This is a genomic window from Chroococcidiopsis sp. CCNUC1 (assembly GCF_023546805.1).
GTDB classification, from domain to species: Bacteria; Cyanobacteriota; Cyanobacteriia; order Cyanobacteriales; family Chroococcidiopsidaceae; genus Chroococcidiopsis; species Chroococcidiopsis thermalis.
On record NZ_CP097480.1, the window covers coordinates 5,799,813 to 5,815,361 of the forward strand.

Annotated in this window: 15 protein-coding genes; 9 read left to right on the top strand and 6 right to left on the bottom strand. The window is 47.3% G+C overall.

Features of this window, described 5'->3' with window-relative positions; all coding sequences use genetic code 11:
- The first annotated feature begins 640 nt into the window (after positions 1-640).
- The 3 genes from psaA to M5J74_RS26870 all read left to right on the top strand — a co-directional run bounded on the left by psaA (position 641) and on the right by M5J74_RS26870 (position 5,915).
- A complete protein-coding gene (gene psaA, locus M5J74_RS26860) occupies positions 641-2,899 on the top strand; it encodes a photosystem I core protein PsaA (RefSeq protein ID WP_015156941.1) in 2,259 nt (752 codons plus the stop codon).
- A gap of 64 nt (positions 2,900-2,963) precedes the next feature.
- Complete coding sequence (psaB, locus tag M5J74_RS26865; protein ID WP_015156942.1) at positions 2,964-5,177, top strand: photosystem I core protein PsaB; 2,214 nt, start codon at positions 2,964-2,966, stop codon at positions 5,175-5,177.
- A 345-nt stretch (positions 5,178-5,522) separates the two neighbouring features.
- Positions 5,523-5,915 (top strand): hypothetical protein, encoded by a 393-nt coding sequence (locus M5J74_RS26870; RefSeq protein WP_015156943.1) that lies wholly within the window; start codon positions 5,523-5,525, stop codon positions 5,913-5,915.
- A gap of 268 nt (positions 5,916-6,183) precedes the next feature.
- Here the strand turns inward: M5J74_RS26870 and M5J74_RS26875 are convergent, their stop codons facing one another.
- Positions 6,184-6,600 carry a DUF1499 domain-containing protein gene (locus M5J74_RS26875; RefSeq protein ID WP_015156944.1) on the bottom strand — a complete coding sequence of 139 codons (417 nt, stop codon included), beginning with the start codon at positions 6,598-6,600 and terminating at the stop codon, positions 6,184-6,186.
- Between the two features lie 463 nt (positions 6,601-7,063).
- On the opposite strand from M5J74_RS26875, the gene M5J74_RS26880 reads away from it, so the two are divergent.
- On the top strand, positions 7,064-7,672 hold the full coding sequence (locus M5J74_RS26880) for a hypothetical protein (RefSeq protein WP_127023370.1): 609 nt from the start codon (positions 7,064-7,066) through the stop codon (positions 7,670-7,672).
- 20 nt (positions 7,673-7,692) lie between these two features.
- On the opposite strand, the gene M5J74_RS26885 is transcribed toward M5J74_RS26880, so the two are convergent.
- Positions 7,693-8,991 (bottom strand): recombinase family protein, encoded by a 1,299-nt coding sequence (locus tag M5J74_RS26885; protein ID WP_250014287.1) that lies wholly within the window; start codon positions 8,989-8,991, stop codon positions 7,693-7,695.
- Here M5J74_RS26885 and M5J74_RS26890 point away from each other — a divergent pair.
- Positions 8,985-9,215, top strand: coding sequence for a hypothetical protein (locus M5J74_RS26890; protein WP_250014288.1), 231 nt, complete (start codon positions 8,985-8,987; stop codon positions 9,213-9,215). The two genes, M5J74_RS26885 and M5J74_RS26890, sit on opposite strands and share 7 nt — an antisense overlap.
- Positions 9,216-9,270: 55 nt before the next feature.
- Here M5J74_RS26890 and M5J74_RS26895 read toward each other — a convergent pair whose 3' ends face one another.
- Entirely contained in the window at positions 9,271-9,639 is a 369-nt protein-coding gene (locus M5J74_RS26895) for a VOC family protein (RefSeq protein WP_250014290.1), read from the bottom strand.
- A gap of 179 nt (positions 9,640-9,818) precedes the next feature.
- Between M5J74_RS26895 and M5J74_RS26900 the strand changes: the two genes are divergently transcribed.
- Complete coding sequence (locus M5J74_RS26900; protein WP_041462623.1) at positions 9,819-10,202, top strand: pentapeptide repeat-containing protein; 384 nt, start codon at positions 9,819-9,821, stop codon at positions 10,200-10,202.
- Positions 10,203-10,284: 82 nt separating this feature from the next.
- On the opposite strand, the gene M5J74_RS26905 is transcribed toward M5J74_RS26900, so the two are convergent.
- A complete protein-coding gene (locus tag M5J74_RS26905) occupies positions 10,285-11,766 on the bottom strand; it encodes an ankyrin repeat domain-containing protein (protein WP_106217531.1) in 1,482 nt (493 codons plus the stop codon).
- Positions 11,767-11,957: 191 nt separating this feature from the next.
- Between M5J74_RS26905 and M5J74_RS26910 the strand changes: the two genes are divergently transcribed.
- Entirely contained in the window at positions 11,958-12,428 is a 471-nt protein-coding gene (locus M5J74_RS26910) for a DUF4079 domain-containing protein (protein ID WP_015156950.1), read from the top strand.
- A 36-nt stretch (positions 12,429-12,464) separates the two neighbouring features.
- On the opposite strand, the gene M5J74_RS26915 is transcribed toward M5J74_RS26910, so the two are convergent.
- Positions 12,465-13,127 carry a DUF1997 domain-containing protein gene (locus M5J74_RS26915; protein WP_015156951.1) on the bottom strand — a complete coding sequence of 221 codons (663 nt, stop codon included), beginning with the start codon at positions 13,125-13,127 and terminating at the stop codon, positions 12,465-12,467.
- Positions 13,128-13,311: 184 nt separating this feature from the next.
- Between M5J74_RS26915 and M5J74_RS26920 the strand changes: the two genes are divergently transcribed.
- Entirely contained in the window at positions 13,312-13,974 is a 663-nt protein-coding gene (locus M5J74_RS26920) for an NAD(P)H-binding protein (RefSeq protein WP_015156952.1), read from the top strand.
- 39 nt (positions 13,975-14,013) lie between these two features.
- Positions 14,014-14,757 carry a glycoside hydrolase family protein gene (locus M5J74_RS26925; RefSeq protein WP_015156953.1) on the top strand — a complete coding sequence of 248 codons (744 nt, stop codon included), beginning with the start codon at positions 14,014-14,016 and terminating at the stop codon, positions 14,755-14,757.
- Between the two features lie 17 nt (positions 14,758-14,774).
- Here M5J74_RS26925 and gloB read toward each other — a convergent pair whose 3' ends face one another.
- On the bottom strand, positions 14,775-15,548 hold the full coding sequence (gene gloB, locus M5J74_RS26930) for a hydroxyacylglutathione hydrolase (protein WP_106217530.1): 774 nt from the start codon (positions 15,546-15,548) through the stop codon (positions 14,775-14,777).
- Position 15,549: the final 1 nt, after the last annotated feature.

The following is a 15,549-nucleotide window of genomic DNA, read 5'->3' on the forward strand; positions in this document are numbered from 1 at the left end:
CCTCAATCTAAATTTTAAGGGTTTGGGGTCGATCGCCTGAAATGATTTACAGATTGTGCCAGATGACCGAGAAGGAGTCAGGAGCCAGAAGTCGTAGGAGCGGGTTCACTAAATCTCTCTGACTCCGACAAGTATTTCGGGTGAACCCGCCCGTACAGGAATTGCTGAGTCAGAAGTCAGAATTTCTTATTGTTTCCTTATCATGGCTAATTTTTAGCGATCCGAGGGTATTAACGGTCACATGTGACTTATACATTCTTTACAACTATAGCTACTCAGAAACTTCTGTCTCAAGATATAACTCCTGGCTCCTGACTCCTGACTTCCGGCTCCTTTCTTCATAAGTGTTGCAAATTATTTAGCTTTGTAAATTATATAAATAACCCCTTGACTTTTTTCACAGTCATGGAAAGTTGGACACCTGAACCTGCTTAATGTTGAGCAATTTTGAATTATTGTTAACAAACGCCTAAGATGAAGACAACCGAGATTTTATAATTCATCAGAAAGCAGTTTCACGATCGGTCTTCTTGTCTACCTGATGGATGTCATAAAGCAGACAAAATGGTTGGCTTCTTCAAAGAAAATCGATTTGTGAATTAAACCACTCCTGTTTCCTTGTCAAGAGAGGAGAGTCTAAATGACGATCAGTCCTCCGGAGCGAGAGGAAAAGAAAGCAAGAGTTGTCGTCGATAACGATCCGGTTCCAACTTCATTTGAGTTGTGGTCAAAACCAGGACACTTCGATCGCACCTTGTCTAGAGGTCCCAAAACCACAACCTGGATTTGGAACCTGCACGCCCTCGCACACGATTTCGATACGCATACCAGCGACCTAGAAGATATTTCCCGTAAAATCTTCGCCGCTCACTTCGGTCACTTAGCGGTGATCTTCATCTGGTTGAGCGGGATGTATTTTCATGGCGCTCGTTTTTCAAACTATGAAGCTTGGCTAGCCGATCCGCTGGGCGTGAAGCCTAGCGCTCAGGTCGTCTGGTCTGTTGTTGGTCAAGACATTTTAAATGCTGATGTCGGTGGTGGCTTCCACGGCATTCAGATTACATCTGGGTTTTTCCAAATTTGGCGTGGTGCTGGCATCACGAACACGTTCCAACTCTATTGCACTGCCATTGGCGGTTTAGTCATGGCGGCGCTAATGCTGTTTGCTGGTTGGTTCCACTACCACAAACGCGCTCCTAAGTTGGAATGGTTCCAGAATGTCGAGTCAATGCTGAACCACCACCTAGCAGGATTGTTAGGTCTAGGTAGCTTGGCATGGGCGGGACACCAGATCCACGTATCTTTGCCAATTAACAAGCTGTTGGATGCTGGGGTAGCGCCAAAGGATATTCCTTTACCGCAAGAATTTATCCTCAACTCCAATTTGATGACTGAGTTGTATCCCAGTTTTGCTCAAGGTTTAACACCCTTCTGGACGTTGAACTGGGGCGCGTATGCTGACTTCCTCACCTTCAAGGGCGGGCTTAATCCCGTGACTGGTGGACTGTGGTTGACAGATCAAGCGCACCATCACTTGGCGATCGCCGTATTGTTCATCATTGCCGGACACATGTACCGGACGAACTGGGGCATCGGTCACAGCTTGAAGGAAATTCTGGAAAATCACAAAGGACCCTTCACCGGAGACGGTCATAGAGGTCTGTTTGAAAACATGACCACTTCCTGGCACGCTCAGTTGGGAACCAACTTAGCCATGCTGGGTTCGCTGACGATTATCGTGGCGCATCACATGTACGCGATGCCTCCGTATCCGTACTTGGCAACCGACTATGCCACCCAGCTGTCCATTTTCACGCACCACATGTGGATTGGCGCTTTCTGTATCGTCGGTGGTGCGGCTCACGCCACCATTTTCATGGTGCGGGATTACGATCCAGCCACGAACATGAACAACGTTCTGGATCGAGTCCTTCGTCACCGCGACGCTATCATTTCTCACCTCAACTGGGTGTGCATGTTCTTGGGCTTCCATAGCTTCGGCTTGTACATCCATAACGACACGATGCAAGCGCTCGGTCGTCCCCAGGATATGTTCTCGGATACGGCGATTCAACTTCAGCCCGTATTCGCGCAGTGGGTGCAAAACCTACACACCTTGGCTCCTGGTTCTACCGCTCCTAACGCCCTCGAACCCGTCAGCTATGCTTTCGGTGGCGGCGTGCTGGCTGTAGGTGGAAAAGTCGCCATGATGCCGATCGCGTTGGGTACGGCGGATTTCATGATCCACCACATCCACGCTTTCCAAATCCACGTTACTGTACTAATCCTGCTTAAGGGCTTCTTGTTTGCCCGTAACTCTCGCTTGATCCCAGACAAGGCTAACTTGGGCTTCCGCTTCCCTTGCGACGGTCCAGGACGCGGCGGTACTTGCCAAGTTTCTGGTTGGGATCACGTATTCTTAGGGTTGTTCTGGATGTTCAACACGATTTCGATCGCTGTCTACCACTTCAGCTGGAAGATGCAATCGGATGTGTGGGGCACGGTAGACCCAGACGGTACGATCAATCACATTACGGCAGGCAACTGGGCGTTGAGCGCCACTACGATCAACGGTTGGTTGCGTGACTTCCAGTGGGCGCAAGCCGCTCAGGTCATTCAGTCCTACGGTTCGGCACTGTCCGCTTACGGACTGCTGTTCTTGGGCGCTCACTTTGTCTGGGCATTTAGCTTAATGTTCTTGTTCAGCGGTCGCGGCTACTGGCAAGAACTGATCGAATCGATCGTTTGGGCGCACAACAAGTTAAAAGTCGCTCCCACCGTACAGCCTCGTGCTTTGAGTATCATTCAAGGTCGAGCTGTGGGGGTAGCTCACTACCTCTTGGGTGCGATCGTCACGATCTGGGCGTTCTTCGAGGCGCGAATACTTTCAGTAGGTTAGCATTCAGTCATCAGCAATTCTTATGGATTGCTGATGGCAATAGGTCAGAGGATTCACGTAACCTATGGCAACAAAATTCCCTAAATTTAGCCAAGACCTAGCCCAGGACCCGACAACACGTCGGATTTGGTACGGCATCGCAACCGCTCACGACTTTGAAAGCCACGACGGGATGACTGAAGAGAATCTCTATCAGAAACTCTTCGCCACTCACTTCGGTCACTTGGCAATCATCTTCCTGTGGGCATCTAGCCTGCTGTTCCACGTCGCTTGGCAAGGCAACTTCGAGCAGTGGATTAAAGACCCACTACACGTCCGTCCCATTGCCCATGCAATTTGGGACCCGCAATTCGGCAAAGCCGCAGTTGATGCTTTCACCCAAGGTGGTGCAAGCTATCCCGTTAACATTGCTTACTCTGGTGTTTACCACTGGTGGTACACCATTGGGATGCGGACAAATAACGACCTCTACATGGGTTCTGTCTTCCTGCTGCTGCTAGCGTCTCTCTTCCTGTTCGCTGGCTGGCTGCACCTGCAACCCAAGTTCCGCCCCAGTCTTTCCTGGTTCAAGAGCGCCGAGCCACGCCTCAACCACCACTTAGCTGGTCTGTTTGGCGTTAGCTCCTTAGCTTGGACTGGACACCTAGTTCACGTTGCGATCCCCGAATCTCGCGGACAGCACGTTGGTTGGAGTAACTTCCTCACCACCCCACCTCATCCAGATGGGCTACAACCCTTCTTCTCTGGTAACTGGGGCGCTTATGCTGCTAACCCTGACACTGCCAATCACGTATTTGGCACGAGTCAAGGCGCAGGAACCGCAATTCTAACTTTCTTAGGTGGTTTCCATCCCCAAACCCAGTCCTTGTGGCTGACGGATATGGCACACCACCACCTGGCGATCGCTGTATTATTCATCGTCGCCGGACACATGTACCGTACCAACTTCGGTATCGGTCACAGCATCAAAGAAATGCTCAACGCCAAGAAATTCTTCGGCGCTAGCACTGAAGGTCAGTTCAACCTGCCTCACCAAGGCTTGTACGACACGATCAACAACTCCCTGCACTTCCAGCTGTCTTTGGCACTGGCTGCACTGGGAACGATTACATCCTTGGTCGCGCAGCACATGTACGCGATGCCTCCCTATGCATTCATCGGGCAGGACTTCACGACACAAGCAGCGCTGTATACCCATCACCAGTACATTGCTTGTGCGTTGATGTTGGGTGCGTTTGCCCACGCTGCAATCTTCTGGGTACGCGACTACGACCCAGAGCAAAACAAAGGCAACGTTCTCGATCGCGTCTTGAAGCACAAAGAAGCGATTATCTCCCACTTGTCTTGGGTGTCTCTCTTCTTGGGCTTCCACACCTTGGGTCTATACGTCCACAACGACGTTGTAGTAGCCTTCGGTACTCCTGAAAAGCAAATCCTGATCGAACCAGTTTTCGCGCAGTTCATTCAGGGCGCTCACGGTAAAGTACTGTACGGCTTCGATACCCTGCTATCGAATCCCGATAGCGTTGCTTCCACCGCTGGCGCTGCATGGCTGCCTAACTGGTTGGATGCAATCAATAACGGCACGAACTCTCTATTCTTGACCATCGGTCCTGGCGACTTCTTGGTACACCACGCTTTTGCTTTGGCGATCCACACAACCGTGTTGGTACTGGTTAAAGGCGCGTTGGATGCCCGTGGTTCCAAACTGATGCCCGATAAGAAAGACTTCGGTTATGCCTTCCCTTGCGACGGTCCTGGTCGTGGCGGTACTTGCGACATCTCCGCTTGGGACTCCTTCTACCTGGCTGCTTTCTGGGTACTAAACACTGCTGGTTGGGTCACGTTCTACTGGCACTGGAAGCACTTAGGTATTTGGCAAGGCAACGTAGCTCAATTTAACGAGTCTTCGACATACTTGATGGGCTGGCTGCGCGATTACCTGTGGCTGTATTCAGCTCAGCTAATCAACGGCTACAACCCCTATGGCATGAACAACCTGTCTGTCTGGGCTTGGATGTTCCTCCTCGGACACTTGATCTGGGCAACTGGTTTCATGTTCCTGATCTCTTGGCGCGGTTACTGGCAAGAATTGATCGAAACTTTGGTCTGGGCGCACGAGCGGACTCCTCTAGCGAACCTGATTCGCTGGAAAGACAAGCCCGTTGCTCTATCCATCGTTCAAGCTCGGATTGTTGGCTTGGGTCACTTCGCTGCTGGATACATCCTCACGTATGCTGCGTTCCTCATTGCCTCCACGGCTGGTAAGTTTGGCTAATGCCTCTACCTAGTTGTGTAGTTAAATGAGAAAATCCCTCGCCTACGGGTGGGGGATTTTTAATTTTTGATGATTGGACTTTTAGTAGATGTTTTTGATGTGGTTAAAAGATAAATTTTGGATCGTGGTTGAAGAAATCAAGAAAAGATTTTGTGTCGCGCATCAGCCGTAGGTGAAGCGTAGCGTTAGACGCAAAGGCGCGAAGAGAAGCGCAACACTGAAGAGCGCAAAAGTATTAAGTCTGTAGGAGTGGCTTCAGCAAAAATATTTGTTTCTACACCAGGAACTTAATTAACCCACCCCCACCCAATGATTCACCCATAAGAATCGATATAGGAAAGAAACATGAGTCGCAAGAAGCAAACCCGAAAATCGATTAACGTAGATGGTAATCGTCCCGTCGATCCTAGCGATCTAGAAGTCAAAGAGACGGTAAATATTGACGGTCAACGCCCTATCGCTGCCGATCGCAATGAAGTGCGCGATACCCTGAATGTGGATGGTCAGCGTCCCATTACTGCTAGTAATCTGCAAACTCAAGAGACATTGAATGTAGACGGCAGCCGTCCAGTCGATCCCAGCAATCTAGACATTAAAGAGACAGTAAATATTGACGGTCAACGCCCTATCGCTGCGAATGATTTTAAAGTTGACAAGACGTTGAATGTGGATGGTCAGCGTCCAATCTCTTCAAATGACAAGGCACAACCTGAGATGCCTTCAGACTTTGTAGATTAATTCGCGAGATAGACAAATTAGTAAGGGCGCACAGAGGTACGCCCATAAAAACATATAGCAATTGACAGAGAAGGCGATCGAATTGAAAATTGTGTCACATTTATGTCACATTAGCCTTCTATTCTATCTTTCAGTAGACCAAACAGTCTGCTTCCTCATGCAAAGATTCAAACCCTCCTCAAGCCACAGTAGGAGGGTATTTTTTTGTCAGTGACCAGTGACCAGTGACCAGTGACCAGTTATCAGTTTTATTTCTTTTCTTCTTGTACTAAGCGGAATTTTGTACTTGTAGTTCTTGAAACTGCGCTCGAATCGTCTCGATTCTTTTGCGATTCACGCCCAGATCGGATTTACCCAATCGAGAAGCCGAACGGACGTGGAAGACTTGTGCGTCGCGATCTAAATAAAACTCGACATCATCGACAAAACCCACGATCGCACTCGTGAATTCAGCATAGATATAGCTGTCAGTTTCCGTCACAATATTTGTTTTCGGTAAACTTGAGATAACTTGTTTGAGTTGGGTCAACGCCACCTCGGGAGCAGATGTATAGTTCAGCGGCTCTACCTTATGGCTAGCATCTGTACTTTGACTAGAGACGCAGTTTGGTGTATTCGGACATGGGGCGAGCTTACCATCGCGCACGCCCAAGTTATTTGGTCTATTTCCTGTAAATATACCCACACTCTTTATCGGCGAGACATCTATCTATGAATTTTAATATTGTATTGCTCATGTTAGTTGCGATCGCGAGCAATTAACATTTTCTCACGATAGTTACGTTGTGACGCGGCTCCAAACTGGAAACGATCGAACTCAGTAAGATCTATCTTGTTACAGTTCTTTGTGACAAAGACGAGCTGTGTAAATTTTTTAATATTTTCTTGGTTTTTCGAGATTTTGTTGTAAAGCGAAGTTTAAATTTTTCAAAAAACTTTAATTAACCTCAAGCACTCGCGCTACGATTAATTTTAGTAAATTAAAGTATATACACCAGTAAGAAAGCCTACAAGGTTCAAGAAAAGATTTTAGAGACAATCTCGTCTAAACTAGAAAAGTTGAGTTAAATTCGGACTGCGATCGCAAACGATCTGGCAAGAATGAAAATGTAAATAAATCATTTTCAGGAAAAGATAAGGAGTTAATAATGAGTGCATCGACAGAGGACGATATCAAATATATAGATGGAGAATCTCCAAACAACGAGTCGATTTCACCTGGAGCAAATGGTTCTCAATATGCTCAGGTAGAAAATTTGAGTAGTGGAAGTTTAGATAAAATTCGAGAGATTCTCTTCGGGACGCAAGTTCGAGAAAATAATAAAAGATTCAACCGGATTGAAGAACGACTGCTGAAAGAATTTACAGAACTGCGGGAAGATACAAGAAAGCGCATGGATGGCTTGGAAGCCTACATCAGACAAGAGATTGAATCTCTCACAGAAGTCGTTAAAAAACAGCAAGTCAGTCGAGATGAAACTTTAAAAGAACTGACCCAAGAACATAAAAACCAAGTTGAAAATCTAGAGAGAAAGCTTTTTGATTTGGACGAGCAAACAAATAAAATTGCCCGAGATTTACGCCAGCAGATTTTAGACCAATCTAAAAATATGAACGAGGATATAGGCAAGAAATATGCGGAAATTCTAGCAACAGTTGAGCGAGAAACTCAGGAAATTCGGAGCGACAAAGCTAATCGAATTACATTATCGGCTTTATTTGCAGAACTAGCAATGCGCCTGAGAAGCGAAACCTAATATTGCAGTGAAGCCTAATATTAAAAAACAAAAACTAAGCGTACCTGCCAAGCCGTATCTTGCCGCAGAATCTGAATTTGGTCGATGAATTCGCGAAAGTAGAAGCGACGCTCCGATTCAGATAAATCGAACCAAAATTGAGGAATGGATACAGCCTGAGCTACGGAACGTAAATTAACTGGTGGTAAAGTCGCAAATTGAGCTTGTAACTGGGAAATTTCCGCGCGCAGTTTGTAGGCGCGTAAACTAGCAGTCTCTTCATCCAAAATACCTGTACTAGTAAGCTGAGAAAGTTGAGCTAGAATCTCTTCCCGATTGGCGATCGCGTTGAGTAAAGACTGCTTTGCTGCATCCAATTGAGGAAAATTCATTTGAGCCACAGCATTAGGTAAATCGCGGCAAATAGCAGCAATTGTTTGTTCTAATACCTGTTCGTAGGCAATAGCACCGCATTTAGGGCGATGAGGACATTGTAAGGCGCGCAAGTAGAGATATTCTCGCTTTTGACGACGAGCAGTAACGCTCACAACCGTCATTGGCGCTTGGCACTCGCTACAATTCGCTAATCCGACGAGGGAACGAGGAGCGCTAGCAGTTCTCGGCGGGAGCTGGCGGTTACGCCGCAACAGCCGATCGATCTGAGCCGCCTCTTCCCGAGAAATAATTGGTGCGTGAGTATTGGCGATCGTCTCACCGTTTTGATAAGCCGTATCGCCTCGATAAACAGGATTCGTCAGCCAACGTCGTCCGGTAGTCACGGAAATCTTTTTGCCATATTTTTGTGCTAAATGCCGTACTGCTCCGCGCAAAGAACCGAACAGGAGAAAGTTTTCAAAAAAATCTTTCACAACTGGAGCAGTCGTGCGGTCGATCGCGTATTTTTCTTTACCACGCCGATAACCATAGGGAGCTTTACCAGGAGGAGGCAAGGCATTGAGACGAGTGCGAGCGTGTCCTTGACGCAGACGACGGCTGCGCTGCTGTTGTCCTATGGTGTGTAGAAGTTGAATTAAATCTGTCTGTAGCGTTAATTCACTCCCCAAATCGGTTGCTAAAGACGATTCACCGATCGCTACCTTTACACCCAGAGCCTGTAATTGAACCAAGCGATCGCCAATTTCTGCCATACTATCGCCTAGATCGTCCAAGCGACGAATATACAAACAGTTTGGTGGTGCTGTCTGACAGTCACTCAACAACTGCTGCAACTGCGATCGCTGCCCTAAGTCTTGATAAACTCGATCCATACCCTGCCATCGACCGAGATCGGGTGTCGGATCGAGGAGAGGATCGGTATAGCAGTAAGCAAAGATTGTCATTAAGTCGGGACAAGGGGGACAAGGGGGACAAGGGGACAAGGGGGACAAGGGGGACAAGGAAGACAAGGAAGACAAGGGGGACAAGGGGGACAAGGAAGACAAGGGGGACAAGGGGGACACGGGAGACAAGGAAGACAAGGAAGACAAGGGGGATAAGGGGGACAAGGGGGACAAGGGGGACAAGGGGGACAAGGGAGACAAGGAAGACAAGGAAGAATTTCTAGTCACTAGCCACCAGCCACTAGCTACTGATAACAATTACCCATTACCCATTACCCATTACCCTGATAACTGACTCAATTCGATGATATTGCCGTCAGGGTCTTGGGTAAAAAGAGTTGCGCGACCGGAAGCACTCATTTGGATAGGACAGTTGTGAGCCAAAAGTCTTTGCTTGGCAGCATCTAGATCGGATACAGCAAAAGCAATATGAGGATTGCGACCCAATTTTTCGGGGTTTTGAGTTGTAAAAGGTACGCTGGGTGCAACAATCAGGTGAATTTGATACGTGCCGACTTGATACCAACTACCAGAAAATTTGAGCGATCGCTCGACTTTGGCTAATCCCAAAATTTCCCCGTAGAAGCGATCGGCTTGCTCTAAATTGGAGACTAGTATAGCTGTATGAAGACATTGCTCGATTTGCATAAATTGCTCCACCTTCCCCAACATCAGTATCTAATCTTACTTTTCTCGCTTTTTATATTTGCAAAACTTATACGAGTAAGCACTCTTGCGACTGTAAGTCACGACTACACAGGCTCTAGAGTCCGTTCGCTCAAGCTTGATGCTTACTACCAATCCTACTGTGAGAATCGATGGTGAAGATGAACGTTTCAGAACTAATCGAGCGCTATCAAGCTGGAGAGAGAGATTTTAAAGGAATCGATGCCATCAGTGCTGCTCTGAGCGGCGTAAATTTGAGTGGTGCTAACTTGAAAGAAGCATCTTTGAGCGAAGCCGATTTGAGTGGAGCGAATTTAAGCGCAACAAACCTGCAAGAAGCCTCTTTGAGTATGGCAAATCTCACTCATGCTGACTTAAGCGGTGCTAAATTGAATGGTGCTAATTTATCTGGAGCGAATCTCAAAGGTGCTAACCTGAGTGGAGCAGAATTGAAAATGGCAAATCTTACCCAAGCCAACTTAACCGATGCCAATATGGACGGTGCTAGTCTTTGGGGAGCATATGTAGCTGGAGCGAAACAGTGAGCAGTGAGCAGGGGGGCAGTTATCAGCGATCTGTTATAACTTCTGACTTTTGACTTTTGACTTTTGACTTTTGACTTTTGACTTACGACTTACCCTCAAGGGCTTGGAGCGATCGCACCACATTTTTATAACCGTTAAACTCGGCGATCGTCAGTGCTGTATGTCCGCCACGATTTTTTAAATTAACATCTGCCCCTGCATTTAATAATAATTCTACGGCTTCGCTGTAACCTCGATGGGCTGCCCACATCAGAGCTGTGGCTCCGGCTGCATCTTGGCGATTTACATCTGCGCCTTTTTTTAATAGCTTTTGCATCACACCGATCTGGTTGCGGTCTGCTGCTTTCATCAGCGGGGTTTTACCGTCTGCTGTTTGGATATTTGGGTCTGCGCCATAGTTTAACAATACTCTGACTGTCTCAGTGCGACCGAGGCTAGCGGCAAGGTTGAGGGGAGTTTCGTCTAAATTTCTGACATTAGGGTCTGCACCCCGCCGCAGCAATGCTTCAGCAATTTGGCTGTGTCCTTGCAAAGCTGCTACCAGTAGCGGAGTATCGCCAAGTTGATTTTTGACATTGACATCAGCACCGCGATCGAGTAGGGTCTCTACTACATCAGCGTAGCCTTCAACGGTAGCCAAATGTAAGGGGGTCTCTCCATCTTTGTCCTTAGCATTAATGTCAGCGCCGTATAGAAGCAAAGCAGAGGCGATCGCTCCCTGTCCGCTAGCTGCTGCGATCGCGACTACCGTACTACCATCTTCCGTCCTTGCCTTCACGTCAGCACCGGCTTCCAACAAGGCTTTGACAATCTCTAGGTTTCCTCCGTCTACTGCCAATGTGAGAGCTGTTTCGCCAGCATCATCTTTTGAATTCAGCTCAGCACCTTTAGCTAGCAACAATTGAGTTACGGCAACATCACCTCTTTGCGCAGCTTGCATGAGTGCCGTTCTACCTTCCCAATTTTTGCCATTCACTGCTGCACCATGTGCCAGCAAAATTCTGACTAGCTGAGTGTTAGCTGTTGCTGTTGCTAGAGTTAAAGCTGTTTCGCCTGCTGTGGTTTGGTTTGGATCTGCCCCTGCAACGAGTAAAGCTTGGACGACGCGATCGTGTCCGTGCTGGATAGCTAGGAGCAGTGCTGTATCCTCATCTTTGTCTCTAGTATTGACATCTGCACCTGCTTGTAACAAGATTTGTACGACTTCGAGATCTCCTTTGGCAGCTGCTACCATCAAGGCTGTGCTGTTGTCGTCATTACCAGCATTAACATCTGCTCCCCTCGCAATCAGGAGTTCGATCGCGTCGAGACGGTGGGACGCAGCTGCTAACATCAAAGCCGTAATGCCAAAAAGTTGCCGGTGGATATTGGGATTGGCATTGCGATCGAGCAACACGCGAACGATTTCTCTATATCCAAGTTGAGCGGCAAACATCAAGGCTGTCGTACCCTCTCGATCGCACTCGTTAGGGTCAGCGCCGCGATCGAGTAGCGCTGTTACCTGCCCAACGTCGCCACTTTTTACCGCTCGAATTAAGGAGACACCACGACTATCCATGCTCATAATCATCTCATAAAGCGTGGTGCGTGGTGAGTGAGGAGAATTCGGAATTCATTGTGACTTGCGACTTGTGACTTGAATTACTCCCTCCGCTCCTCTACTCCCGACTCCTCTGTACGGGCGCAAAGCAGTGCGCCCCTACCGACTCCCTACTATAATTTTTATAAAGATTCTTAAAGCCAGGTGAACGCACGATGAATACTCTACTCTCCCCAGAAGTCAAGTTCTGGCTCAATTTTTTCCATCCAGTCTTGATGTGGATCTTACTAGGAGTGTCAATTTATGCGCTCTATTTGGGTATACAGTGGCGACGGGCAAGAACTGCTGAAGGCGAGAAAAAGAAAGAGCTGCTCAAAGGCAGATACAATGTCAAACACTACCAAGTTGGTTCGGTGATTTTGGCGCTGATGGTATTGGGTGCGATTGGTGCAATGGCTGTGACTTACATTAATAACGGCAAGCTATTCGTTGGACCTCACCTTTTAGCGGGATTGGGTATGACAGGAATGATTGCTATTTCTGCTAGCTTGTCCCCTTTCATGCAAAAAGGACAAGATTGGGCGAGATACACCCATATTGTCCTAAATGCCACGATTTTAGCTCTATTTAGTTGGCAAGCCGTAAGTGGAGTACAAATTGTCCAGAGAATTATTACTAAACAGTAATCGCATTTGGTGTTAGAGCGCGATCGCGCTCTAATATTAACTATGACGGCGCTTCGATTTTTTGGGAAAAGTTAAATTGAAGGACGTGTGAAAATCTTCCTGTACTTTGTGAGTTAGACGGCGGGAGACTTGACGCACGATTTGATTCAAGAGGCGATCGCCTGTAGCTTGAATGACAGATTGCGGCAAGCGCTGAATGAACTTGGGAAAATGCAAATAAACCGATAAATCGAGTTCCCACTCGACTCCAGTAACGACACCGCTGTAATGACTGTTAGTACTAGCATCCACTAAATTCATCACTGCCTTGAAGTCTACGTCGTAGCCAGGAGCAACGTAATTTGGAATGGCGATCGTTCTAATTCGATAAGCGCCTGACTCTGGAGGTAGAAGTTCCAAACCGACTTTAGGTTCTACTTCGTAATTGAAGGCACCAAAGCGACCGACTGTCAAGGCATAACCGTTAGCGCCAAGTGGCTCTACTGTCATCGGCTGAGCGCAGCGACAAAACCAACCCTGATGGGCGTTAAGATATTCGGCAACAGTATGCACGTCAGCATACATTTCCATACAGTCGGTAAACTGACCGTGAAAACGAGTTAGTTTCTCGGCTGGTACTTCTACCTCTGGCACGGCTGCTGCATCCCAAACCGTTTCTGAAGCCTCCATGTATTGGTATTCGCGATTGCTTGACAGCATAAAAGCCCTTGTGTCTAATCTGGTCTCTATATTCAGGATGCCCACGATAAGTTAGAGGTTGCTGTTCCCAACTCGATCTTTACTAAAACAAAACGTCAATCTGGCAGAGTTCATCAAATGTTTATCAAATTTAAAATTTAGAGATAGCAGGACAAATAACTGTCGTTTATTTAACATAATCACTATGAAAGCATTTGTAGCAGGCGCAACAGGTGAGACAGGTCGCAGGATCGTCCAGCAACTCGTGGCACGAAATATTCCCGTGCGGGCGCTGGTGCGAAACTTGGACTCGGCTAGAGCAATTCTACCTAATACTGCCGAATTGGTGCAGGGTGACGTGCTACAGCCAAGTAGCTTAGAAGCTGCGATCGCAGATAGTACGGTCGTTTTGTGTGCGACAGGAGCAAAACCGGGCTTCGACCCCACAGCACCTTATAAAGTAGACTACGAAGGCACGAAAAATCTCGTCGATGTTTCTAAAGCCAAAGGCATCGAGCATTTTGTTTTGGTGTCTTCGGTTGGTGCGTCGCAATTCTTCCATCCACTCAACTTGTTTTGGTTAATTTTGGTTTGGAAGAAGCAAGCGGAAGAGTACATTCAAAAAAGTGGTTTGACTTATACAATCGTCCGTCCTGGGGGGTTAAAGAATGAAGATAACGCAGATAAGATCGAGTTATATTCTCCCGATACGCTGTCTTTAAGCGGTAGCATTCCGCGTACCAAGGTAGCTGAAATCTGTGTGGAAGCTTTATTTCAACCAGCAGCGCGGAATAAAATTGTCGAGGCGATCGCCAAACCAGAAGCCCCAGAGAAGAATTTGGCGGATTTGTTTGCAGGCGTTGCTTAAATAGGAGGACAAGGGGGACAAGGAGGACAAGGGAGAATAATGACCGACAACCAACAACCTTCACGCAGTGTAGTGCCAGCGTCTACAACCAATAATAGTCAACTACCAATTACCCATTACCAATTACCCATTACCACCCCCTTGTTAAGAATCGGCAGAAGGCGCTTAGTTGCCGCTGGTATTGCTGCATTTGTCTTACTTTCCTTTCTGCGGCATTTACCTCAAGAGAAATCGCCTCCCGATCCTACTTTTGAGAGTAATTTTCCTCCTCTGGTGATGCAGGGGGGAGATCCTTACATTCGGGCTTTAATGCGGACGATCTCCGCTAGCGAGGCAAATGGTTCTCGACCCTATTCTCTAATCTATGGTGGTCAGCGCGTTAGCGATTTGAGCCGTCATCCAGAACGCTGTATCACAATTGTCAACGGTCCTAACAAGGGAAATTGCTCTACCGCAGCGGGGCGATATCAAATGATAAATACAACTTGGTATGCTCTTGCGCCTCGATACCACCCTCAGCCTTCTGGCTTTCTGTTTTGGCAGTCTTATAGTTTTGAGGCAAGATATCAGGATAAGGTGGTTTATGCTTGGCTCAACGACTCGCAAGAGTGGGGGACGGATATTGCTGAATTATTGCGCCAAGGAAAGTTAGACCGAGTGTTAAGGCTGCTTTCCGGTACTTGGACGAGTCTCGGTTACGGAATTGAAGATAACGCGATGACCAGTTCTTTGCCACGAATCTACCAAAAAGTCTTGCAACAGGAATTACAAAATCGGGGATAATTGACAACTGATAACTGTTAAAATCTATCTTTCATGCCCCGCAAACGAGCAAATGTTTGCACGGGATCTTGACTTTTAGTAACTGCTTGTAGTTCGGGTTGCTGCCAGCGGAGAAATGGGTTAGTTTGCTTTTCTATTCCCAATAATGATGGTACAGTCGCTCGATCGCGATCGCGAGCCTCTTGTACCTGGGCAAAGCGCGATCGCAGTTCTGAATTATTTCCATCTACAGTTAAGGCAAATTGCAGATTTTTCAACGTGTATTCGTGAGCGCACCAAACCCGGGTATTATCGGGTAAATTTCGTAATTTGCTCAAAGAGTTTACCATTTGGGTCGGCGTACCCTCAAATAATCGCCCGCATCCTCCAGCAAATAGAGTATCGCCACAGAATAATTCTCCAGGTTCGTTGACGCTGGTAGGAGGAAAATAGTAAGCGATATGGGCGCGGGTGTGTCCTGGGACGAAGAAAACTTCGCCAGTGCGATTCCCAAATGAAACGCGATCGCCTTCTTGTAAAAACACCTTTTGTCCTGGTATTCTGCCTTTATCTTCGACTCCACCATAAACTGTCAGTTGGGGAAATTTTTGCATCAGCTTTTGATTTCCACCCACATGATCGTGATGGTGATGGGTGTTGAAAATTGCCACTAATTCTGCACCCAGTTGTTGCAGTTGTTTTAAAACTGGTTCAGCCTCAGCCGGATCGACGACAGCAGCTATATTCTGCTGTGGTTCGTAAAGTAAGAAAATGTAGTTATCAGAGAGTGCGTTGAGACGAATAACCTGCATT

Coding starts and splice junctions, on each gene's coding strand:
- M5J74_RS26905 (WP_106217531.1), bottom strand. CDS start 11,766: ATGAGCATGGATAGTCGTGGTGTCTCCTTAATTCGAGCGGTAAAAAGT.
- M5J74_RS26915 (WP_015156951.1), bottom strand. CDS start 13,127: ATGCTGTCAAGCAATCGCGAATACCAATACATGGAGGCTTCAGAAACG.
- M5J74_RS26895 (WP_250014290.1), bottom strand. CDS start 9,639: ATGCAAATCGAGCAATGTCTTCATACAGCTATACTAGTCTCCAATTTA.
- M5J74_RS26910 (WP_015156950.1), top strand. CDS start 11,958: ATGAATACTCTACTCTCCCCAGAAGTCAAGTTCTGGCTCAATTTTTTC.
- M5J74_RS26880 (WP_127023370.1), top strand. CDS start 7,064: ATGAGTGCATCGACAGAGGACGATATCAAATATATAGATGGAGAATCT.
- gloB (WP_106217530.1), bottom strand. CDS start 15,548: ATGCAGGTTATTCGTCTCAACGCACTCTCTGATAACTACATTTTCTTA.
- M5J74_RS26885 (WP_250014287.1), bottom strand. CDS start 8,991: ATGACAATCTTTGCTTACTGCTATACCGATCCTCTCCTCGATCCGACA.
- M5J74_RS26920 (WP_015156952.1), top strand. CDS start 13,312: ATGAAAGCATTTGTAGCAGGCGCAACAGGTGAGACAGGTCGCAGGATC.
- psaB (WP_015156942.1), top strand. CDS start 2,964: ATGGCAACAAAATTCCCTAAATTTAGCCAAGACCTAGCCCAGGACCCG.
- M5J74_RS26870 (WP_015156943.1), top strand. CDS start 5,523: ATGAGTCGCAAGAAGCAAACCCGAAAATCGATTAACGTAGATGGTAAT.
- psaA (WP_015156941.1), top strand. CDS start 641: ATGACGATCAGTCCTCCGGAGCGAGAGGAAAAGAAAGCAAGAGTTGTC.
- M5J74_RS26925 (WP_015156953.1), top strand. CDS start 14,014: ATGACCGACAACCAACAACCTTCACGCAGTGTAGTGCCAGCGTCTACA.
- M5J74_RS26900 (WP_041462623.1), top strand. CDS start 9,819: ATGAACGTTTCAGAACTAATCGAGCGCTATCAAGCTGGAGAGAGAGAT.